General features: G+C 67.6%; 12 protein-coding genes. 8 read left to right on the forward strand and 4 right to left on the reverse strand.

Annotated elements, in window-relative coordinates:
• Window position 1 precedes the first annotated feature (1 nt).
• From H6717_11730 to H6717_11740, 3 genes are all read left to right on the forward strand, one after another.
• Window positions 2-796, forward strand: a complete 795-nt coding sequence (locus H6717_11730) for a hypothetical protein (GenBank protein MCB9577680.1) — start codon at window positions 2-4, stop codon at window positions 794-796.
• A 145-nt stretch (window positions 797-941) separates the two neighbouring features.
• Window positions 942-1,244, forward strand: coding sequence for a hypothetical protein (locus H6717_11735; protein ID MCB9577681.1), 303 nt, complete (start codon window positions 942-944; stop codon window positions 1,242-1,244).
• Between the two features lie 200 nt (window positions 1,245-1,444).
• A complete protein-coding gene (locus tag H6717_11740; GenBank protein ID MCB9577682.1) occupies window positions 1,445-2,416 on the forward strand; it encodes a sel1 repeat family protein in 972 nt (323 codons plus the stop codon).
• Window position 2,417: 1 nt separating this feature from the next.
• On the opposite strand, the gene H6717_11745 is transcribed toward H6717_11740, so the two are convergent.
• Together H6717_11745 and H6717_11750 are read right to left on the reverse strand one after the other, a co-directional pair.
• A complete protein-coding gene (locus tag H6717_11745) occupies window positions 2,418-3,998 on the reverse strand; it encodes a hypothetical protein (GenBank protein MCB9577683.1) in 1,581 nt (526 codons plus the stop codon).
• The gene (locus tag H6717_11750; protein MCB9577684.1) at window positions 3,995-5,161 is read right to left on the reverse strand and encodes a hypothetical protein; all 1,167 of its coding nucleotides are present in this window, start codon (window positions 5,159-5,161) and stop codon (window positions 3,995-3,997) included. The genes H6717_11745 and H6717_11750 overlap by 4 nt, the downstream gene beginning before the upstream one ends.
• Before the next feature lie 65 nt (window positions 5,162-5,226).
• Here H6717_11750 and H6717_11755 point away from each other — a divergent pair, with 65 nt between their 5' ends.
• The 3 genes from H6717_11755 (at window position 5,227) to H6717_11765 (ending at window position 11,481) form a co-directional block, all read left to right on the forward strand.
• Window positions 5,227-7,761 carry an AAA family ATPase gene (locus tag H6717_11755; GenBank protein MCB9577685.1) on the forward strand — a complete coding sequence of 845 codons (2,535 nt, stop codon included), beginning with the start codon at window positions 5,227-5,229 and terminating at the stop codon, window positions 7,759-7,761.
• 850 nt (window positions 7,762-8,611) lie between these two features.
• Complete coding sequence (locus H6717_11760) at window positions 8,612-9,364, forward strand: hypothetical protein (protein MCB9577686.1); 753 nt, start codon at window positions 8,612-8,614, stop codon at window positions 9,362-9,364.
• A 404-nt stretch (window positions 9,365-9,768) separates the two neighbouring features.
• A complete protein-coding gene (locus H6717_11765; GenBank protein MCB9577687.1) occupies window positions 9,769-11,481 on the forward strand; it encodes a hypothetical protein in 1,713 nt (570 codons plus the stop codon).
• Window positions 11,482-11,605: 124 nt separating this feature from the next.
• Here the strand turns inward: H6717_11765 and H6717_11770 are convergent, their stop codons facing one another.
• On the reverse strand, window positions 11,606-12,799 hold the full coding sequence (locus H6717_11770) for an acetyl-CoA C-acetyltransferase (GenBank protein ID MCB9577688.1): 1,194 nt from the start codon (window positions 12,797-12,799) through the stop codon (window positions 11,606-11,608).
• A 262-nt stretch (window positions 12,800-13,061) separates the two neighbouring features.
• Between H6717_11770 and H6717_11775 the strand changes: the two genes are divergently transcribed.
• Window positions 13,062-13,202, forward strand: coding sequence for a hypothetical protein (locus tag H6717_11775; GenBank protein ID MCB9577689.1), 141 nt, complete (start codon window positions 13,062-13,064; stop codon window positions 13,200-13,202).
• Between the two features lie 140 nt (window positions 13,203-13,342).
• On the opposite strand, the gene ccrA is transcribed toward H6717_11775, so the two are convergent.
• The gene (ccrA, locus tag H6717_11780) at window positions 13,343-14,584 is read right to left on the reverse strand and encodes a crotonyl-CoA carboxylase/reductase (protein MCB9577690.1); all 1,242 of its coding nucleotides are present in this window, start codon (window positions 14,582-14,584) and stop codon (window positions 13,343-13,345) included.
• A 172-nt stretch (window positions 14,585-14,756) separates the two neighbouring features.
• On the opposite strand from ccrA, the gene H6717_11785 reads away from it, so the two are divergent.
• Complete coding sequence (locus H6717_11785; protein ID MCB9577691.1) at window positions 14,757-16,460, forward strand: acyl-CoA/acyl-ACP dehydrogenase; 1,704 nt, start codon at window positions 14,757-14,759, stop codon at window positions 16,458-16,460.
• Window positions 16,461-16,465: the final 5 nt, after the last annotated feature.

The raw sequence follows: 16,465 nt of genomic DNA on the forward strand, positions 1-16,465 counted from the left end.
GATGGCACTTTCGCTTTGGATTTCTGGGTGTGGGAGCTCGGACTCCGACGCCAGCGGCGGAAAGTGCAAGCTGAACGACTGGACGTTCAGCGGAAGTGTGGATGGACAAGACATCTCCGGAACCATCGCCGGTCGCGGAGCACAGAACGGCGCAAGCGTCGGTCCCTGGGAACAGAAGATCTTCTTCGTCCACGGTCTGCTCCGGGCCTGGGGAGACGCGCCGGCCGCGGACAAGGAGATGGTCACGGGCAAGGGCCTGCTCTCCGCGCCTCCCTCTTCGTTTCTCGCCGGCGCTCAGCTCTTCAGCGACAGCACCAGCCTGCAGTATGGATTCCCCTTCTCGACGGTTCACCTCGAAGGCCTGCATCGGGTCGGCACTTGCCCCGGCACGCCGGTGAGCGGATCGCTCTCGGGCTGCTTCGGCTTCGGCTTGCAGTCGTCGTGCGCGAACCCGAACACGCTGAGCGGAACGCTGGACGGCACGTCGATTTCGCTGAGCTCGAACGGGGCGGGCACGGTAACGACGGACCAGCCGCCGCCCGGCTACACGCACTACTTCGTCGACTTCGACGACGGCAGCACCCTCCAGCTCCAGAGTGACCCGGCCCTGGACGGTGTCCTGCTGCTTTCCGATCAGAGCAGTGATCCCGGAGCCGTCTATTGTATGGACTCGGTGACGGTCTCCACTCAGGGCAACGACAAGACGATCACCGTCGACAAGGTGTCGCGCGCCGGAGCGATGCCCGGCAACGCCGTGGCCGGCGCCATCGACATGACGTTCTGCCTGACCCCGTAGCGGCGTCAGGGGTCGACCTGTTCCGTCGCGCCGAGCTTCAGCCCCCCGGCAGGGTCACCAGCGCAACGAACGCGTCCGCGTCGCCACCGGTCGTCGGCTTGCCGAACACCGCAACGTCCCCGGACACCATGCCGACGGTGTGGTCGTGGACGAGACCGGCGTGTACTGGACCTCGCTGGATGGCCGGGTGCACCAGGCGAACCTGGACGGCAGCGGCTCTCGCGTCCTCGTCCCGTATGTGAGCCACCCGCGAGGCCTCGCCATCGACGGCACGTACGTCTACTTCGCGGCGGAGCACGAGCGGGCCGTCTTTCGGGTGCCCAAGGCCGGTGGGCTCATCGAGGTGATGGCGCCGTCCCAGGCGCTGCCGTACGCCGTCGCGGAGAGTGGCGACTACGTGTACTGGTCCAATACCGAAGACTCGACGATCTCTCGCATGCACAAGTAGCGGCGCGCCGGCATCTCCGCCCATTTGCCGCGGGTGGTTCCGCGGCGAACCAACATTCTGCTGCTGGGAGAGCCCCGGAGTCGTGCACCTCGGGGTAACTCGGGGTCGAGAACTGGTACCCACGCGCTACAGGACGACGCGGCCCCGCAGCCCTAGACCCGTGAAATGTCGATGGCACATGGCTTGCTGAATGCGATCGCATGCTCACTCGCCGTTCCTCCCGTTGGTCCACCGCCCTGTCCGCAGGGCTCCTGTTCGTCACCCTGCTCGGCTGCAAGAAGGTGAAGCAGCTGGTCTCCGGAAAGCAGGAGAGCAAGTGCGCGAGCTTTTCGGCGTGCGAGAGCGCTTGCAACGGCAGCGACACCCTCGCCTGCATCAAGCTCGGAGACATGCACCGCACGGAAGCGCACGGCAGCTTGGGCAAGTGGAACCCGGAAGCGGCCAAGGCCGCGTACGACAAGGCATGCAAGGCCGACCTCCAGCTCGGCTGCGCCAAGCTCGCCAGCATGAGCTCCTACGAGACCATCAAGTCCTACGAGCTGGCGGACAAGGCCTGCAAGGACAAGGTGGCGCTCGGATGTGCCGTCGCCGGCTCCATCCTCGCCAGCGGACGTGAGTATCCCGACGGCAAGATCGAGAAGAAGCAGCCGGAAGCGCGGGCGCTCCTCGACCAGGAGTGCAAGAGCGGGATGTACGAGAGTTGCGTCGTCTTGGGGGACAACTACTACTTCGACTTCGGCGACCCCGAAAAGCGCCCCTTGGCCACGGCGCTGTACACGTCCGCCTGCGATCACGGCGTCGCGCGCGGCTGTTTCTCCCTCGGAGCCTTCGTGGAGGACGACGACGCCGCGAGCCTGCGCTTGCTGGCCAAGGCCTGCGACACAGGCCTGGCCGGCGGCCTCGAGCAGCGCGACAACGCGTGTCGCGTGGAGGCCGAAAAGCACCTCAAGTGGCTCGAAACCCATGAGGTCCAGCTGTACATCGCGGAAGGGCGACCCAAGCCAGGCACCAGCGCTGCTCGGGGCTTTCGCTTCAAGCTCGACATCGACACCACCTACCAAGCACGCAAAGCCCGCCTCCGCAAGATCGCGCCCTACGCCTGTGACATGGGCTCCTCGGACGCGTGCAAGCTGGTCGCCGACAACGCCACGCGCTTCGCCAAGGAGATCTGAATCAGCGCACGCCCACGCGGGGCACGGAAGTCTCGGCGGTGAGCGTCTTCAAGAACGGCACCAGGCCCCACTGGGCGGTCTCGCCGAACGGCGAAAGCCAGGGCTCGCGCCCGCCGACGGCGCGTGGATCGTCCGGCGGTAGGCCGCCGCTGCCGTAGGCGACGGTCACGTCCGAGAGCGCCCCTTGCTTGCCGCCGTGGCCGAAGAACGAGAGCTCTGCGACGCCGCGGAGCGACGGCGTCTTGAATTGGCCCAGCAGGGCGGCGCTCGCGTGCGCGCGCTGGCCGAGCGCCGGCGCGGCGCTGTAGGGACCGTCGGCGCGAAACTCGCTTTCGGCCCAGGCAGCGATGCCGTCCGCGCGACCGCGATCCGCGTGACCGTCGGCGCGGCCCGTGGCCACGCGGGTCACGTGAAAGGCGTCGTCCGTCAGGCGTGGTCCCCAGTGACACTGGGTGCAGCCGGAGCGCGCGAACACCACGAGACCGTACTTCTCGTCCTCGCTGAGGGCGGAGAAGTCGCCCAACACGTAGGCGTCGAAGCGCGTGGGCCGCACGCGGAACGTGCGCTCATAGGCGGCGATGGCCTTGCCGGCATTCACGAACACCCGCGTCGCGTCCGGGGCCGCCGCGGGGAACGCCGCGCGGTAGGCGTCGCCGTGGGCGCCGAGCACGCGCGCGGACACATCCTCTCGCGACGACGCCATCTCCTTCGGATTTTCGAAGGGCAAGAGCGCCTGCGCCCACAGCGTGTCGGCGCGGCCGTCCCACATCTGCCAGCGCGCGTGGGCGGACAGCGCGATGGACGGCGTCCGGCGATCGCCGAGGGCCGCGCCCAACGCCTGAGGGCGCGCGTCCGACAGCGCCTTCGCGGGATCGTGGCAGGTCGCGCAGGACACGTCCTTCGAGGACGAGAGCCCAGCGTCGAAGAACAGCGCCTTGCCCAAGCGTCGCGCCGCCGGCGAGTCGGCCACCTCGTTCGTGGGATCCGGCGGCGGCGCGCCGGGCACCTCGGCCATGGCCTGGAACAGGCGCCACTCGTTGTCGTGGAACAAGCCGTCCACCAGCTCTTCGTGTGGGTCCGGCGGAGGCTCGCCCAACGCCGCGGCCACGCGACCGCGAAGCTCGAAGGTCGACGGATTGGCGAGGCTGTCGACGACCTCCATCGACGCCTCGTCCACGAGCAGCACCCGCGGCAACATGCCCGGCGCTCCGAAGGCGAACCCGGAGTCGATGCCTACGGGTACACCCGCAGCGCGCTCCATCTGCCACGCCGCGGCGTCGTCCACCTCGGCGGGGGCGTTGTCGCGATCCGTGGTCATCAGATCGAGGCGATCCACGCGCCCCCGGAGCTCGCCCAGCGCGTCGTCGAAGTGCGCCGCGGTGTCGCGACTGGTGCCACACCAGGCGCCCCCCGTCTCCAGGATCACGAGCAGGCGCGACCCCGAGAAGTCCCCCAGCGTGATGCGCGCGGGCTTCCCGCTCGCGTTCACGCCCTCGAAGGCGAGCTCGGCCCGCGATGCCGGTTCACGCGGGCCGCACGCGACCACGCTCGCGACCAAAGCGACGGCAAGAGCCAGTCTCATTTCGCGAGATCGAGCTTCCACACCGCGCCCCCCACCGCGATCGCCGTGTGATCGTCGATGAAGCGGAAGCGATTGATGGGCGCCTTCAACGCCGGATCCTCCTCCCACGTCTCCCCGCCATCGAAGGTACGGTACACCGGCTGCGACGCTTCCTCCGGCGCCATCCAGCCGATCTTCTCGTTGATGAAGCCGACGCCGATGGCCGCGTAGGCGCTGCCGTCGCCGGGCAGCGGCAGCTCGCTCCAGCTGTCGCCACCGTCCGTGGTCTTGGCGAAGGTGGCCGGGCCGTTGGTGCTGTCCTGCACGGCCACGTAGCCCACCTGCTCCGAGGGGAACTGGATCTTCCAGCACAGGCTGCCGACGGTGTCGGAGGTGAACACGGTGGAGAAGCTGTCCCCCGCGTCGGTGGTCTTCACCACGGTGCACTTTGCCCCGGTGGCGCTCATGCCCACGACCAAACCCGTCGTGGGCGAGGTGAAGCGCGCGTCGATGGCCATGCTCAGGACCGACGACATGTCCTTCGCCACCCAGTCCTTGCCGCCGTTCTCACTCACCAGCAGATGTGCCGGGCCGTTCGCGCGCCCAATGCCGAAGAGATGATCGGCGTCCACCGCGGTGAAGTTGCAGAGCCCCTTGGCCGCCGAGCCCGTGATGTTGGTGACCGGGTTCCAGGTCTGGCCCGCGTCGCTGGTCTCGTACATCAGCGTGGCGTCGCTGATGCTGGCGGCGAGCCCGGCGCCAATGTTGCCCGCGAAGCCGTGCTGCTCGCTGGTGAACAGCACCGAGCGGAAGTACGCCGTGCTGCTCGTCAGCACCGGTGCCCACGTCTCTCCGGCGTCGTCCGTCTTGTAGACCGCACCCTTCGGTCCACTCGCCAAGTAGCCCACCGTTGGGCTCACGAAGAAGACGTCGTCTTGCTTGCCGGCGCTCACGGTCGGCGCCTTCGTCATCTTGGTCCAGTCGTGGGAGCGCACCGCCGCCTCCAGCGCATCCCCCTGCCCTGCGCTGCCTCCGGCGCCGGCCATGCCCGCCGCACCCGCGCTGCCGCCGCTCCCACCGGCGCCTCCGGATCCGCCGCCGCCGGGGCTCGCGCCGTCGTCGCTGCTGCCGCAACCCAGCAAAGAAAACGCCGCAAATAGCAGGAAAAGGCTCCGTCCAGTCATGGCGCGCACTGTGGGACAAGCTCCCACCGGGAGCCAGTTACAATTCGTTAAAGTTGGTGTCGGGCATGTCCACGCTCGGGAAAACCCCGCTCATCGGCCGCGACGCGGAGCTCGACGCCGTGCTCCGGGAGCTCGACGCCGGCGCGCGCCTCGTCACCCTGCTCGGGCCTCCGGGCATCGGCAAGACGCGCCTCGCCACCGCGGCCCGGGAGCGCGTCGCGGGTCGCTTCAGCACGCGCTTCTGCGATCTCTCGAGCGCCGCGACGGAGCAGGCGCTGTGCCTCGCAGTGGCGTCCGCCTTGGACGAACGCTCGCCCTCCAGCTTGGGCCTCGGCGTCATCGCCGACAGCGTCGACGCAGTGTCCGCGTTGCTCGCGTCGCAGGGACCCCAGCTCGTGGTGCTCGACAACTTCGAGCAGCTCTCCAGCTGTGCGGCCGTGATCCACCACTGGCTGTCGCAACATCGGGATTTGGTTTTTGTCGTGACGTCGCGGGAGCGTCTCGCCATCGACGGCGAGCACGTCATAGAGCTCGCGCCGCTGTCGCTGCCGCCGCCCGGCGCGGGGCAGCGTGAGCAGCGCGCGTCCGCCGCGGTGCAGCTGTTCCTCACCCGCGCTCACCAGGCCGGCGCGCCGGCGAGCGACGACCTGGACTCCGTCGTCGAAATCGTGCGGCGCCTCGACGGCATTCCGCTGGCCATCGAGCTGGCCGCGGCGCGCACCCGGCTGCTCCCCGCAGCGGAGCTCGCGCGGCGGCTCGGTCGCGGCGAGGACGTTCTCGGCAGCGCCCGAACCGGCTCGGGTCGCTACCGCACACTGTCCGCTGCCATCGCCTGGTCGTGGTCGCTGCTCGAGCCCGAGGAGCAGCTCGCCCTCGCCGTCTGCTCCGTGTTCCGCCAGAGCTTCGACGTCGAAGCCGCCGAGGCGCTCATCGGACGGGCCGGCGTTTCGGCGCCCCTCGACCGCATCGCCGCCCTGCGCGACAAGTCGCTCCTGAGCTTGGACGAAGCCGGACGCCTCGCCCTGTACCAGAGCATCGCGGAGTTCGCCGACAAGCGCCTGGAGGAGCTCGGCAAACGACGCACCGCACGCCTCGCCCACGCGCGCTACTACGCTCGCCTCGCGGAGGAGCTGATCGCCGCGCGGCTGCTCAGGACAGCCGAGCCCGACCCCCGCGCCATGGGCCGCGTGCGTCTCGAACGCGACAATCTCGTCGCCGCCTTCGAGCACGCGACTTCGCTGGACGGCGAGCCCACCCTGCGCGCCACCCTCGCCTCGGCCCTCGCCCTGCTCCACTTGGTGCCCGCGGATCAGGCCGACAAGAACCTCGTCGCCGTTCTCGCCGAGCCGCTGACCACGAATCAACGCGCGCAAGCCCTGCTCGCCCGGCAATCCTCCCTCGCCGCCCTCGGCCGCTTCGACGAGGCCCTGGCGCTGGCGCACCAGGTGATCGACACGGAAGACGTGGACCCCGGCCTTCGTTGCTTCGCCTACGTGTACGCTGGGATCCAGCTGCGCTCCGACGGCGACACGGAGCGTGCCCTCGGCTACCACCAACGTGCCGAGGCGCTGCTGTCGAGCCACGACCTCCCACGCCTGTCCGCCATGAACACGGCGTGCATGGGGCGGCTCGAGTGCGACCGTTCCAACCTCGACGCCGCCCGCGAGCTCAATCGTCGCGCCACCCAGCTGTGCGACGCCATGGGCGATCTGTGGCTCTCGGCCCTGGGCATCGCCAACCTGGCCCAGCTCGAGCAAGAGATGCGGAGCTTCGTCACGGCGGACGACTTGTTCGAGCGGGCCCTGCGTCGCCTGTCGGACGCCAACGAGGTGCACTACGAAGGCATCTACGCGACCCGCCGCGCGGGCCTGTACCTCGAGTGGAAGCGCCCCGACGCCGCTCGCGAAAGCCTAGTCCGCGCAAAGCGCCTTCTGTCCCGCGTGAACCTGCCGATCCAGGTCGCCGTGGTGCACGCCATCGCCGCCCTCGCGGAGGCCGAGGCGGGCGACCCCGACGCCGCCCGAGCGGAGCTCGAGCTCTCCGCACGCCACTCGCAGCGGGGGGCGACAGGCGTCCTGGGTCAGATGCTCGAGCTTTTGACCCACGCCGTGGAGCTCCGAGATCCGCGAATCCACGCCGCCACCGTGGAGCGCCGGCGCCAGGAGTACGCCGACCTCACGACCCAAGACGACGCGCGGAGCCGAAGCGTGCGGCGGAACCTGGACACGCGCTTCGCCCTGCGCATGCTGGAGCGCGCCCTCGCCGCGCACGCCGCGGCTCCGCGCATTCTCGTGGTGGGGCGCGCTGGCGCGTGGTTTTCCCTCGATGGCGCCGCGCGCGTGGATCTCCGCCGCCGCGGCAGCTTGCGGCGCATGCTCGACGCGCTGGTCAGCGCCCACGCCGCGCGGCCGAGCCCGAGTCTCGGCGGCGCCGCGCTCCTCGGCGCGGGCTGGCCCGACGAGCGCATCTTGGCGGAAGCCGCCGCCACCCGCGTGCGCGTCGCCGTCGCCACGCTCCGCAAGCTCGGCTTGCGCGACGTGCTCCTGACCCACGACGACGGCTACCGTCTCGATCCGGATCTTCGCGTGGAGCGCGGCTAAGGCAGCGGGTGGCTCTGCAGGAAGTCGAGCATCGTGGGCTCGTAGTCGTTCCCGGAGTCGTTGACCAAGTCCGGGCTCACCAGGCCGTCGATCAAGTGGTCGACGTCGCTGTTCCACGGCACGCAACCTGACGATGGCGAGATGCAATCGAGCCTCGGGCGTATCTCCGAACCAGCCCGAAGGGCAAGCGAGGGGCCCGCCGTGAGCATCGTTGTCCGCAGCAGTCGTCGGCGACGCTGCCGGACTTCGCGCCGGGAGCACGGGTGCCAACGGCGCTCACCTCTCAGTCCGTGGCAGCATCGTATTCACCGTAGATGCAGCTCCCGTCCATTGCGATCGCGCAGATCCCCGCATCTAGTGAAACGAGTTCACAGGACCACGCACCAGACTTGCAGGTGCAAGTGTAGAACGCCCGCGGAACCTGGCTCTTGCACGGACAGGGCTCACGAAGAACCAGGTTGCATGCGGGCTCCGATGGGCGGCACGCACCGACCGGCAGTGTGTCTGTGTCGCGACGCCCGGGGTCATCTGTGGTCGTGTGGACGCAGTCGACGTAGCTCGGCACTGCTCCCGGCTCCGCAGCGTCGCTGCACGCCAGGAGCAGTGCCCCGACGGCCAGGACCACGCGGCGCAGCCAGTCGACCCTGACGTGTGTTGCCCCGAATGTCTCCATGTCCGCACCTTCCCGTAGGCATGGTGGCGTGCGCTGTGCGCGAGTCAAGGTGGGTGCGGACGCTTGCATGGTCCCGCGCACGTTCGGAGCGAGTAAAGGGCGCCGACCTGCGTCAGCAGCTGTCGCAGGTCGGCGCCGTAGGCTTGCGCGTGACGCCGCGTGGCGTAGGATGAGCTCATGGTAGACGCTGCGTGGGGACCGGGCGTTGGCGGTTTGTCGGGGGTGCTGTTCAGCATGCTCCTGGCGGCGGCAGGTTGTGGGGCGGAGGAATCAGGCATTCCGGAAGGGGACTTTCCGGCAGCCGTCGCTCACGCGTCCTGCGACGAGCTGGGCCCCTGCTGCGCGCAGGCAGGCCTGCCGTACGACGCCGGGGCGTGCCGTGCGTTGATTCAAGGGACATCTGGCTTCCAACCGGACAACACGCGCTACGATTCCGACGCAGCTGAGCGTTGTGTGAAGGCGCTCCAAAGGGCCGTCAGCCAGTGTGCGTCGGACGGGCCGAGCTTGGCGGCGTGCCACAAGGTCTACGTTGGTACAGTGCCTCCCGGGCAGCCCTGCGCCAGCAGCGAAGAGTGCGCGCCGAGTGGCGGCATCCCACTCTGTGAAAGCGGAGCCTGTCGCGTGTACCTGCACGGGGCGGTGGGTGACTCCTGCGGCTCGGGGGGCGATACGCTGTGCCTTCAGGAGGACGGTGTGTACTGCGATGTCGATGTGTGTGTGGCACTCCCCGAGGCGGGAGAGGCCTGTGCGCCCGCTCTGGAGTGCGCGGAGGGTGCTCGTTGTGTTGGGACCACGTGCGAGGCCCAGCTGCCGTTGGGCTCGGCGTGCACGAGCGCCGGACAGTGCGAAACGCGGCACTGCGACGGAACGTGCGTTTGGGGCAACATCGCGTCGAAGGAAGCCTGTACCGGTAGCTTCACCTACAACTAGGAGCCTCTGGGGCAGTCGCTGGGACAGCAGCGTTCGCGTTGCGGCGCTGCGCGGTCTATCTGGTCCGCGCAACGACCACCGGCATCTCCGCGATAGTCGATCCCGTTGGGCCTCCACTTGATAGTGGACCACTGTGAAGAGCGAGCTAAGGCGATAAACGGCCTCCAGGCGCTCCGAATCTCAGGCGACAGCCCGCGCCAGGAACCGTGACGGGCATCGCGCCGCCCCGACAGCAGGGCGGGCGCGGGAACTATCAGTTCCCGCGCGGGAGGCTTCACTTCTGATCCGCACCGAAAGCGTGTGCTTTCAGGCGCAAATACCCGCGTTTCGAGCTTGGCACCTCCCTTGCACAACGTCAGGGCCCTACACCTTCCTGGCGATTTTACGAGAACATCGAGGCGTACATGAACCTGAAATTCTGGGCACTGCTGCTGCTGAGCGCGACGCTTGCGATGGCCTGCAGTGGCGAATCGAACGACGCCGCAGCCACTGCCGACGGTGGCGGTGGCGGCGCCGGCGCGAAGGATGCCTCCGCCGCGGCAGATTCTTCCGACAAGCCAGATGCCACCGGCGATGCTGCCGTGAGCCAGGACGGCAGCCCTGCAGCGGATGCGGCCGTTCCCGATGCCTCGCCACCGCCGCCAGAGCCAGACTACTACGTCACCCCAACGGGCAAGGCCTCCAACGACGGCAAGACCGAGCAGACCGCCTGGAGCCTGGATCACGCCTTTGCCACCGCCAAGGCGGGGGATGCCGTGTACGTCAAGGCGGGCCTGTACGCTGATTTCACCATCACCCAGAACGGCAACGGCACGTCGGAGAACCCGATCCAGTTCATCGGCTACACGTCGACGCCCGGTGACATCAACCCGCACGCGCAGACCAGCTACAGCCTGGGCACCCAGACCATCCAGGTGCTCGCCTCATTTGCTCATGGCGACAAGGTGGATGCCAGCAAGATGCCGCTGCTGCGGGAGAACCGCTCCGGCTCGGTGGGTAGCGGCACCGCGTTGGTGATCAATGGCGACTACGTCGTGCTCAACAACCTGCAGTTCCAGTACTACGAAGCCGGGATGCGGGTGAGCGGCGATCATTGCCAGCTCACCAACCTGATCTTCACCGAGCAGGGCGACTTCGCCTCCGACGCATACAGTGGCAAGGGCGTCTACAACTACGGCAACGACAACCACTACAAGAACATCTACGTGGAAAACTCCGGGGCCCAGAACTTCTCCATCCGGGGCAACGGCGGCACCTACGACGCCATCTCAGTGGTCTCCGACAACACCACCAACCCCACCGACTACTACTTCCTGTTTCAGGAAGGGCACGACAACACCGCCACCAACATCTACGTTCACCGGGTAGGCCAACTGGCTCACGACGGCCACGGCATCGTCTACAAGACGCCCAGCCCCTGCTACAACAACAACGTCACCGGCTTCATCATCGACAACACCAACCTGGAGATCCAGTTCCCCGGAGTGCACGACAACACCGTTAAGAACGGCTACGTGTTCCGGCCGCTCAGCGAGGCCAGCATCACCGGCGCCGGCGCCAGGCTGGCCAACGGCGCCTACGATTGCACGATCGACAACGTCTTCTTCGAGAACTGCCTGGTCCGCTTCTGCGACTGGCCGGACGGGCTGGCGGGGGATGCAGCGGACAGCGCCGACGGCTTTGTCTTCAACCGGATTACGGTGATCAACGCCCAGTCCGCGGTGGCCTTCAACTACTTCAAGCAGGGCTACTTCAGCTCCAGCGCCGACAACAACACCTTCTACAACAGCACCTTCTACGGCGCGAGCTGGCACTATGAGCTGAGCAGGGCCAACAGCAACACCAAGTTCGTCAACTGCATCTTCTCGGACATCCCCAAGTACTCGTTCAGCACCGGCGGCAGCCCCGGATACCCCGCCGACGTCTCCTACAGCAGCGTGAACTTCTTCAACTACGCGCCCGCCGTTCCCTCGGGCACCAACGTCACGACCGCCGATCCCAAGTTCGTGGATCCCAAGAACTACGATTTCAGCCTGGGCACCGGCAGCACGCTCAAGGGCAAGGGCATCGCCACACCCTTCTTGCCGGCAGGCAACGACATTGGCTCGTATCAGTAGCGCACCGGGGTTTTGCGCGACGTGCTCCTGATCGAACGCGCAACGTGACGGGCATCGCGCCGCCCCGACAAAATTGGAAACGGCGGCCCCGCGGGAAGCGAGACCGCCGTCGCTGTCGCTGTCGTCACACGGCTTCGAGCACGACGGCGATGCCCTGACCGCCGCCGATGCACGCGGAGCCGACCGCGAGCTTCGCGTTCTTCTTCTTCATGGCGTAGATCAGGTTCGCCGTGATGCGGGCACCGGAAGCGCCCAGCGGATGGCCCAGGGCAATGGCGCCGCCGTTCACGTTGGTCTTGTCGTCCGGCAGCCCGAGCTCCTTCTGCACGGAGAGGAACTGCGGCGCGAAGGCCTCGTTCACGTCGAACAGGCCGATCTCGTCCAGCTTCAGGCCAGCGCGCTCGAGGGCGATGCGAATGGCGGGCGCAGGGCCGATGCCCATGATCGTCGGCTCCACGCCGGCGACGCCCCACTGCACCAGCTTGGCCAGCGGTTTCAGGCCTTGGGCCTTGCCCCACTCGCCGTCAACCACCACCAGCGCCGCGGCGCCGTCGCAAATGCCGCTGGCGTTGCCCGCGGTCACCACGCCGTCCTTCTTGAACACCGGCGGCAGCTTGGCGAGAGCTTCCATCGTGGTCTGCGGCCGCGGGTGCTCGTCCTTGTCGAGCGTCACGCTCTTGCGACCCATCGCCACTTCCATGGGCGCGATCTCGTCGGCGAAGCCACCGGACTCCTGCGCGGCGGCCCAGCGCTGCTGGCTCTTCAGGGCGAAGGCGTCGGCGTCCTCGCGGGTGATGCCATACTTCTCGGCCAGGTTCTCCGCGGTCATCGCCATGGGTGTCTTGCAGTAGCTGTCCGTCAGCGCTTCCCAGAGGGAGTCCACCAGCTGCGGCGGGCGACCGAATTTGGCGCCGTCCCGCAGGCCCCACAGCACGTGCGGCGCCTGGCTCATGTTCTCGCTGCCGGCGGCGAGCACGGCCTTGCTCTCTCCGAGCAGGATCTGCTCCGCGGCGGTGATCACCGCCTGGAAGCCGGAGCCGCACAAGCGATTGACCGTGAGGCCGGGGGTCTCGATGGGCAGCCCTGCCTTGAGGCCGACGTGCCGGGCACCGTAGATCGCGTCCGCGCTGGTCTGCTGCACGTTGCCGAGCACCACGTGGTCGAAGTCCTTGGCAGCGATGCCGCTCTGGGCGATGGCAGCCTTGCCGGCGTGCACCGCCAGGTCGATGGCGCTCACGCCTTTGAGCGTGCCGCTCAGGGTCCCGAAGGGGGTGCGCTTGGCGGCGACGATCCAGATTTCCTTGGCGAGCTTCTTCATGGGGTCTCCTCGGCGGCCGGGCGCGAGCCCGAATCAATCCGCGGGGAACCTAGAACAGCGCGCCGGTCGTCGAAAGGGCATCGCGCAGGGAGGGTTCCGAAGCGGCTCGCGGCGGACCGACAATTGAAACGAGCTGAAACCACCGTTGCCAGAAGATGACACTTTGGCCCCCGTCATCTGGCACACCGGGTGGCACACCCCGCCAGATTTCGCGCCCTTAGCGCACCCGACGACTGGCACGCAGCTTGCTCGGTGCGCGGGCATGATCTCCGTCGAGCCCAAGACCCTGCTCCGGGACGCCCTCATCGGATTCGGCATCGGCCTGGTGGTGATGCTGGGACTCACCTACGGCGTGACCACGCTGGCCAGCTCGCCACCGGCGGCGACGACGTCAGCTCAGTAACGATCGCCGAAAACAAAGGCACGGTGCCACGCTCCGTGACCTTCTGATGACGCCTGCTGTCGGTCCGCCGCGGAACCACGCGTCGCGTCCCCGCGCCACGTCGATCTGCCGTCAGGCCTCTCGGCCCGGAGCGGCGCAGCTCAAAGCCCGACTTGGTTCCGCGTCTTGGCGTTGACCAAGATCGCCATGTTCCCGTTCGGGTGCTTGTTCTCGCGCATCAGCTGGTGCGCGTCGCCCGTCTCGGAAAACTCGAAGGTCTGCGCCAAGCACGGGTCCACCTTGCCTGCGATGACCAGATCGTTCACGCCCTTGGCCTGGTCGTCGTTGGCGAAGTGGGAGCCCTGAAGCCGCTTCTGGCGCATCCAGTGATAGCGCAGGTCGAGGGTGGCGTTGTAACCCGTGGTGCCCGCGCAGATCACGACCATGCCGCCGGTGTCGCACAGGAAGATGCTGGTCGGCACGGTGGCTTCGCCCGGGTGCTCGAACACGATGGCGGGGTTCTTCTTCTCCCCCAACGCATCCCAGAAGGCGCGGCCAAAGGCCTTCGCCTGACCCAGCCATTCCATGTATTCGGCGTCGTCCTTCCAGTGCGGGAGCATGCCCCAGTGGTGGAAGTGCTTGCGGTTCATCACGCCCACGGCGCCAAGCTGCTTGCAGTAGTCGATCTTGTCGTCGCTGCTCACCACGGCGACGGCCTTGGCACCGGCAGCAGCCACGATCTGAATCGCCATGGATCCGAGTCCGCCGGCTCCACCCCAGATCAGGACGGCATCGTCCTTCTGTACCTCGTTGCCGGCCCAACCATGGAGCATGCGGTACGCCGTAGCGCCCACCAACATGTAAGCCGCGGCGGCTTCCCAGGAGAGCTTCGGCGGCTTGGGCAAGCACTGGTGATCCTGCACCTTGGTGAACTGCGCGAAGCTTCCCCAGTTGGTCTCGTAGCCCCAGATCTTCTGCGTCGGCGCGAGCATCGGATCCTTGCCCGCGAGCACGTGGGGATCGTCTGGCTGCCAAGAGCCACAGTGGACGACGACCTCGTCGCCGACCTTCACATTCTTGACGTCGGCGCCGACCTTCCACACCACACCGCTCGCGTCGGAGCCGCCGATGTGAAAGTCCTCCTTCTCTCCCGCCTTCTGTCGCGTCTTGATGACGTTGATGGGGATGCCCAGGGCGGCCCACACGTTGTTGTAGTTCACGCCGGCCGCCATCACGTACACGAGCACGTCCCGTGGCCCGATTTCGGGCACTGGGACTTCCTCGAGCTTGAAGGCATCTTTGGGCTCACCGAAGCGCTCTGCCCGGATCACCTGCGCCAACATTCGCTCCGGAACGCTGCCGAGCTCCGGAATCTCGCCCAGGTCGTAGATTTGCTTGGCCATGGCGGAGCGGAATCCTATGACACAGCGCACAAAAACCCAAGGCTGACCGAAGCCAGGGGCCGAGTTGACGCGCCGCACTGCTCCGACCTATGCACTAGCCAAAACCGGCGTGGATTTGCGGTTTGCCAAGGCTCGGCGGCCCGCGGCCTGGGCCGGAAAGGAGCACGGAGACGTGACCCAAGACAGCGCCAAGCAGGCCATCCCCCCCACTCAGCGCGGCGACGACCTCCGGCCCGCCATCCGCGCGCTGGAGGAGCTCTACCGCCGCGCCCAGAAGCACGTGCTCGATCACGTGACGGAAGGCGCGCGGATTTCTTCGCGTGCACTGGAGAAGCACCAGCTCGCTGCCCACGCCCTCGCCTACCTGGCGACGGAGCTCGAAGCCGCGCGGCAGCTCGTCGCGTGGCTCGAAGGTCTGGAGAAGAACGGCAGCGCCGGCGAGCTCGAGCGCCGCATCGCCGGCTGCTACGTCGGCGAGCTGTGCCGCGTACTGCTCGGCGGCGTGGACCTCGGCGCCTGCGAGTCCATTCCGCTCAGTGGCATGTGGCTCGAGGAAGACGATCTGAACGCCACGCTGCGCGCCCCCGCGGTGCAGGCGATCTCGGAGCGCTACGCCTCGGGTGAAGCCGTCTGCGAAATCGCGAAGCTGGCCCACGCGGAGAGCAGCTTCGGCGCCCACGGCCACGACGACGACATGCTGGAGGCGATCCGCGCGGAGTTCCGCCGCTTCGTGGACAGCGAGGTCGTGCCCATCGCTCAGGACGTGCACCGCAAGGACGAGCTGATCCCGATCTCGCTGCTGTCCAAGATGGGCGAGCTGGGCGTGTTCGGGCTCACCATCCCGGAAGAATATGGCGGTCAGGGCCTGGGCAAGGTGGCCATGTGCGTGGTGACGGAGGAGCTCAGCCGCGGCTACATCGGCGTCGGCTCCCTGGGAACCCGGGCAGAAATCGCCGCGGAGCTCATCCTGATCGGCGGCACGGACGAGCAGAAGCAGGAGTGGCTGCCGAAAATCGCCTCGGGACAGACGCTACCCACTGCGGTGTTCACGGAGCCGAACTTCGGCTCGGACCTGGCGCACATCAAGACGCGCGGCGAAAAGCAAGCGGACGGCTCCTGGAAGATCTTCGGCCAGAAGACGTGGATCACCCACGCCACGCGCGCAGACTTGATGACGCTCCTGGCGCGGACGAACCCCGACGAGGCGGGCTACGCGGGCCTCAGCATGTTCCTGGCGCCCAAGCAGCGCGGTAGTGAAGATAAGCCCGAGACCGAAGGCTTTCCGGACGATCACGTCACGGGAACCGAGATCAAGGTGCTCGGCTATCGCGGCATGAAGGAGTTCGAAATCGGCTTCGACGGCTTCTCCGTGCCTGCTCGCGGCCTGCTCGGTGACCAACAAGGTCAGGGGTTCAAGCAGCTGATGGCCACGTTCGAGAGCGCGCGCATCCAGACCGCCGCTCGCGGCGTGGGCGTGGCGCAGGCCGCGCTGGAAGAAGCCATGCGCTACGCCCACGAGCGCATCCAGTTCGGCGTTCCCATCGCCAACTTCCCGCGGGTGCAGCGCAAGCTGGGCCGCATGATCTGTCGCATCATGGCCACGCGGCAGCTCACGTTCTTCGCGGCGCGGGAGAAGGACAAGGGCATACGCTCGGACCTGGAGGCCGGCATGGCCAAGCTCCTGGGCACCCGCGCCGCCTGGGAATCCGCGGACGCCTGCGTGCAAATCCACGGCGGCAACGGCTACGCGGAAGAGTACGTGGCCAGCCGCCTGCTGGTGGATGCGCGGGTGCTCTCCATCTTCGAAGGCGCCAACGAGATTCAGGCCCACGTCATCGCCCGCCGCCTGCTCGAGCAGGGTCTCGCGGAGAAGTGAAAGGA

Source organism: Polyangiaceae bacterium (assembly GCA_020633235.1).
Taxonomy (GTDB): Bacteria; Myxococcota_A; Polyangia; order Polyangiales; family Polyangiaceae; genus JACKEA01.

Coding starts and splice junctions, on each gene's coding strand:
- H6717_11765 (MCB9577687.1), top strand. CDS start 9,769: ATGAACCTGAAATTCTGGGCACTGCTGCTGCTGAGCGCGACGCTTGCG.
- H6717_11755 (MCB9577685.1), top strand. CDS start 5,227: ATGTCCACGCTCGGGAAAACCCCGCTCATCGGCCGCGACGCGGAGCTC.
- H6717_11745 (MCB9577683.1), bottom strand. CDS start 3,998: ATGAGACTGGCTCTTGCCGTCGCTTTGGTCGCGAGCGTGGTCGCGTGC.
- H6717_11775 (MCB9577689.1), top strand. CDS start 13,062: ATGATCTCCGTCGAGCCCAAGACCCTGCTCCGGGACGCCCTCATCGGA.
- H6717_11760 (MCB9577686.1), top strand. CDS start 8,612: ATGGTAGACGCTGCGTGGGGACCGGGCGTTGGCGGTTTGTCGGGGGTG.
- H6717_11740 (MCB9577682.1), top strand. CDS start 1,445: ATGCTCACTCGCCGTTCCTCCCGTTGGTCCACCGCCCTGTCCGCAGGG.
- H6717_11730 (MCB9577680.1), top strand. CDS start 2: ATGGCACTTTCGCTTTGGATTTCTGGGTGTGGGAGCTCGGACTCCGAC.
- H6717_11750 (MCB9577684.1), bottom strand. CDS start 5,161: ATGACTGGACGGAGCCTTTTCCTGCTATTTGCGGCGTTTTCTTTGCTG.
- H6717_11770 (MCB9577688.1), bottom strand. CDS start 12,799: ATGAAGAAGCTCGCCAAGGAAATCTGGATCGTCGCCGCCAAGCGCACC.
- ccrA (MCB9577690.1), bottom strand. CDS start 14,584: ATGGCCAAGCAAATCTACGACCTGGGCGAGATTCCGGAGCTCGGCAGC.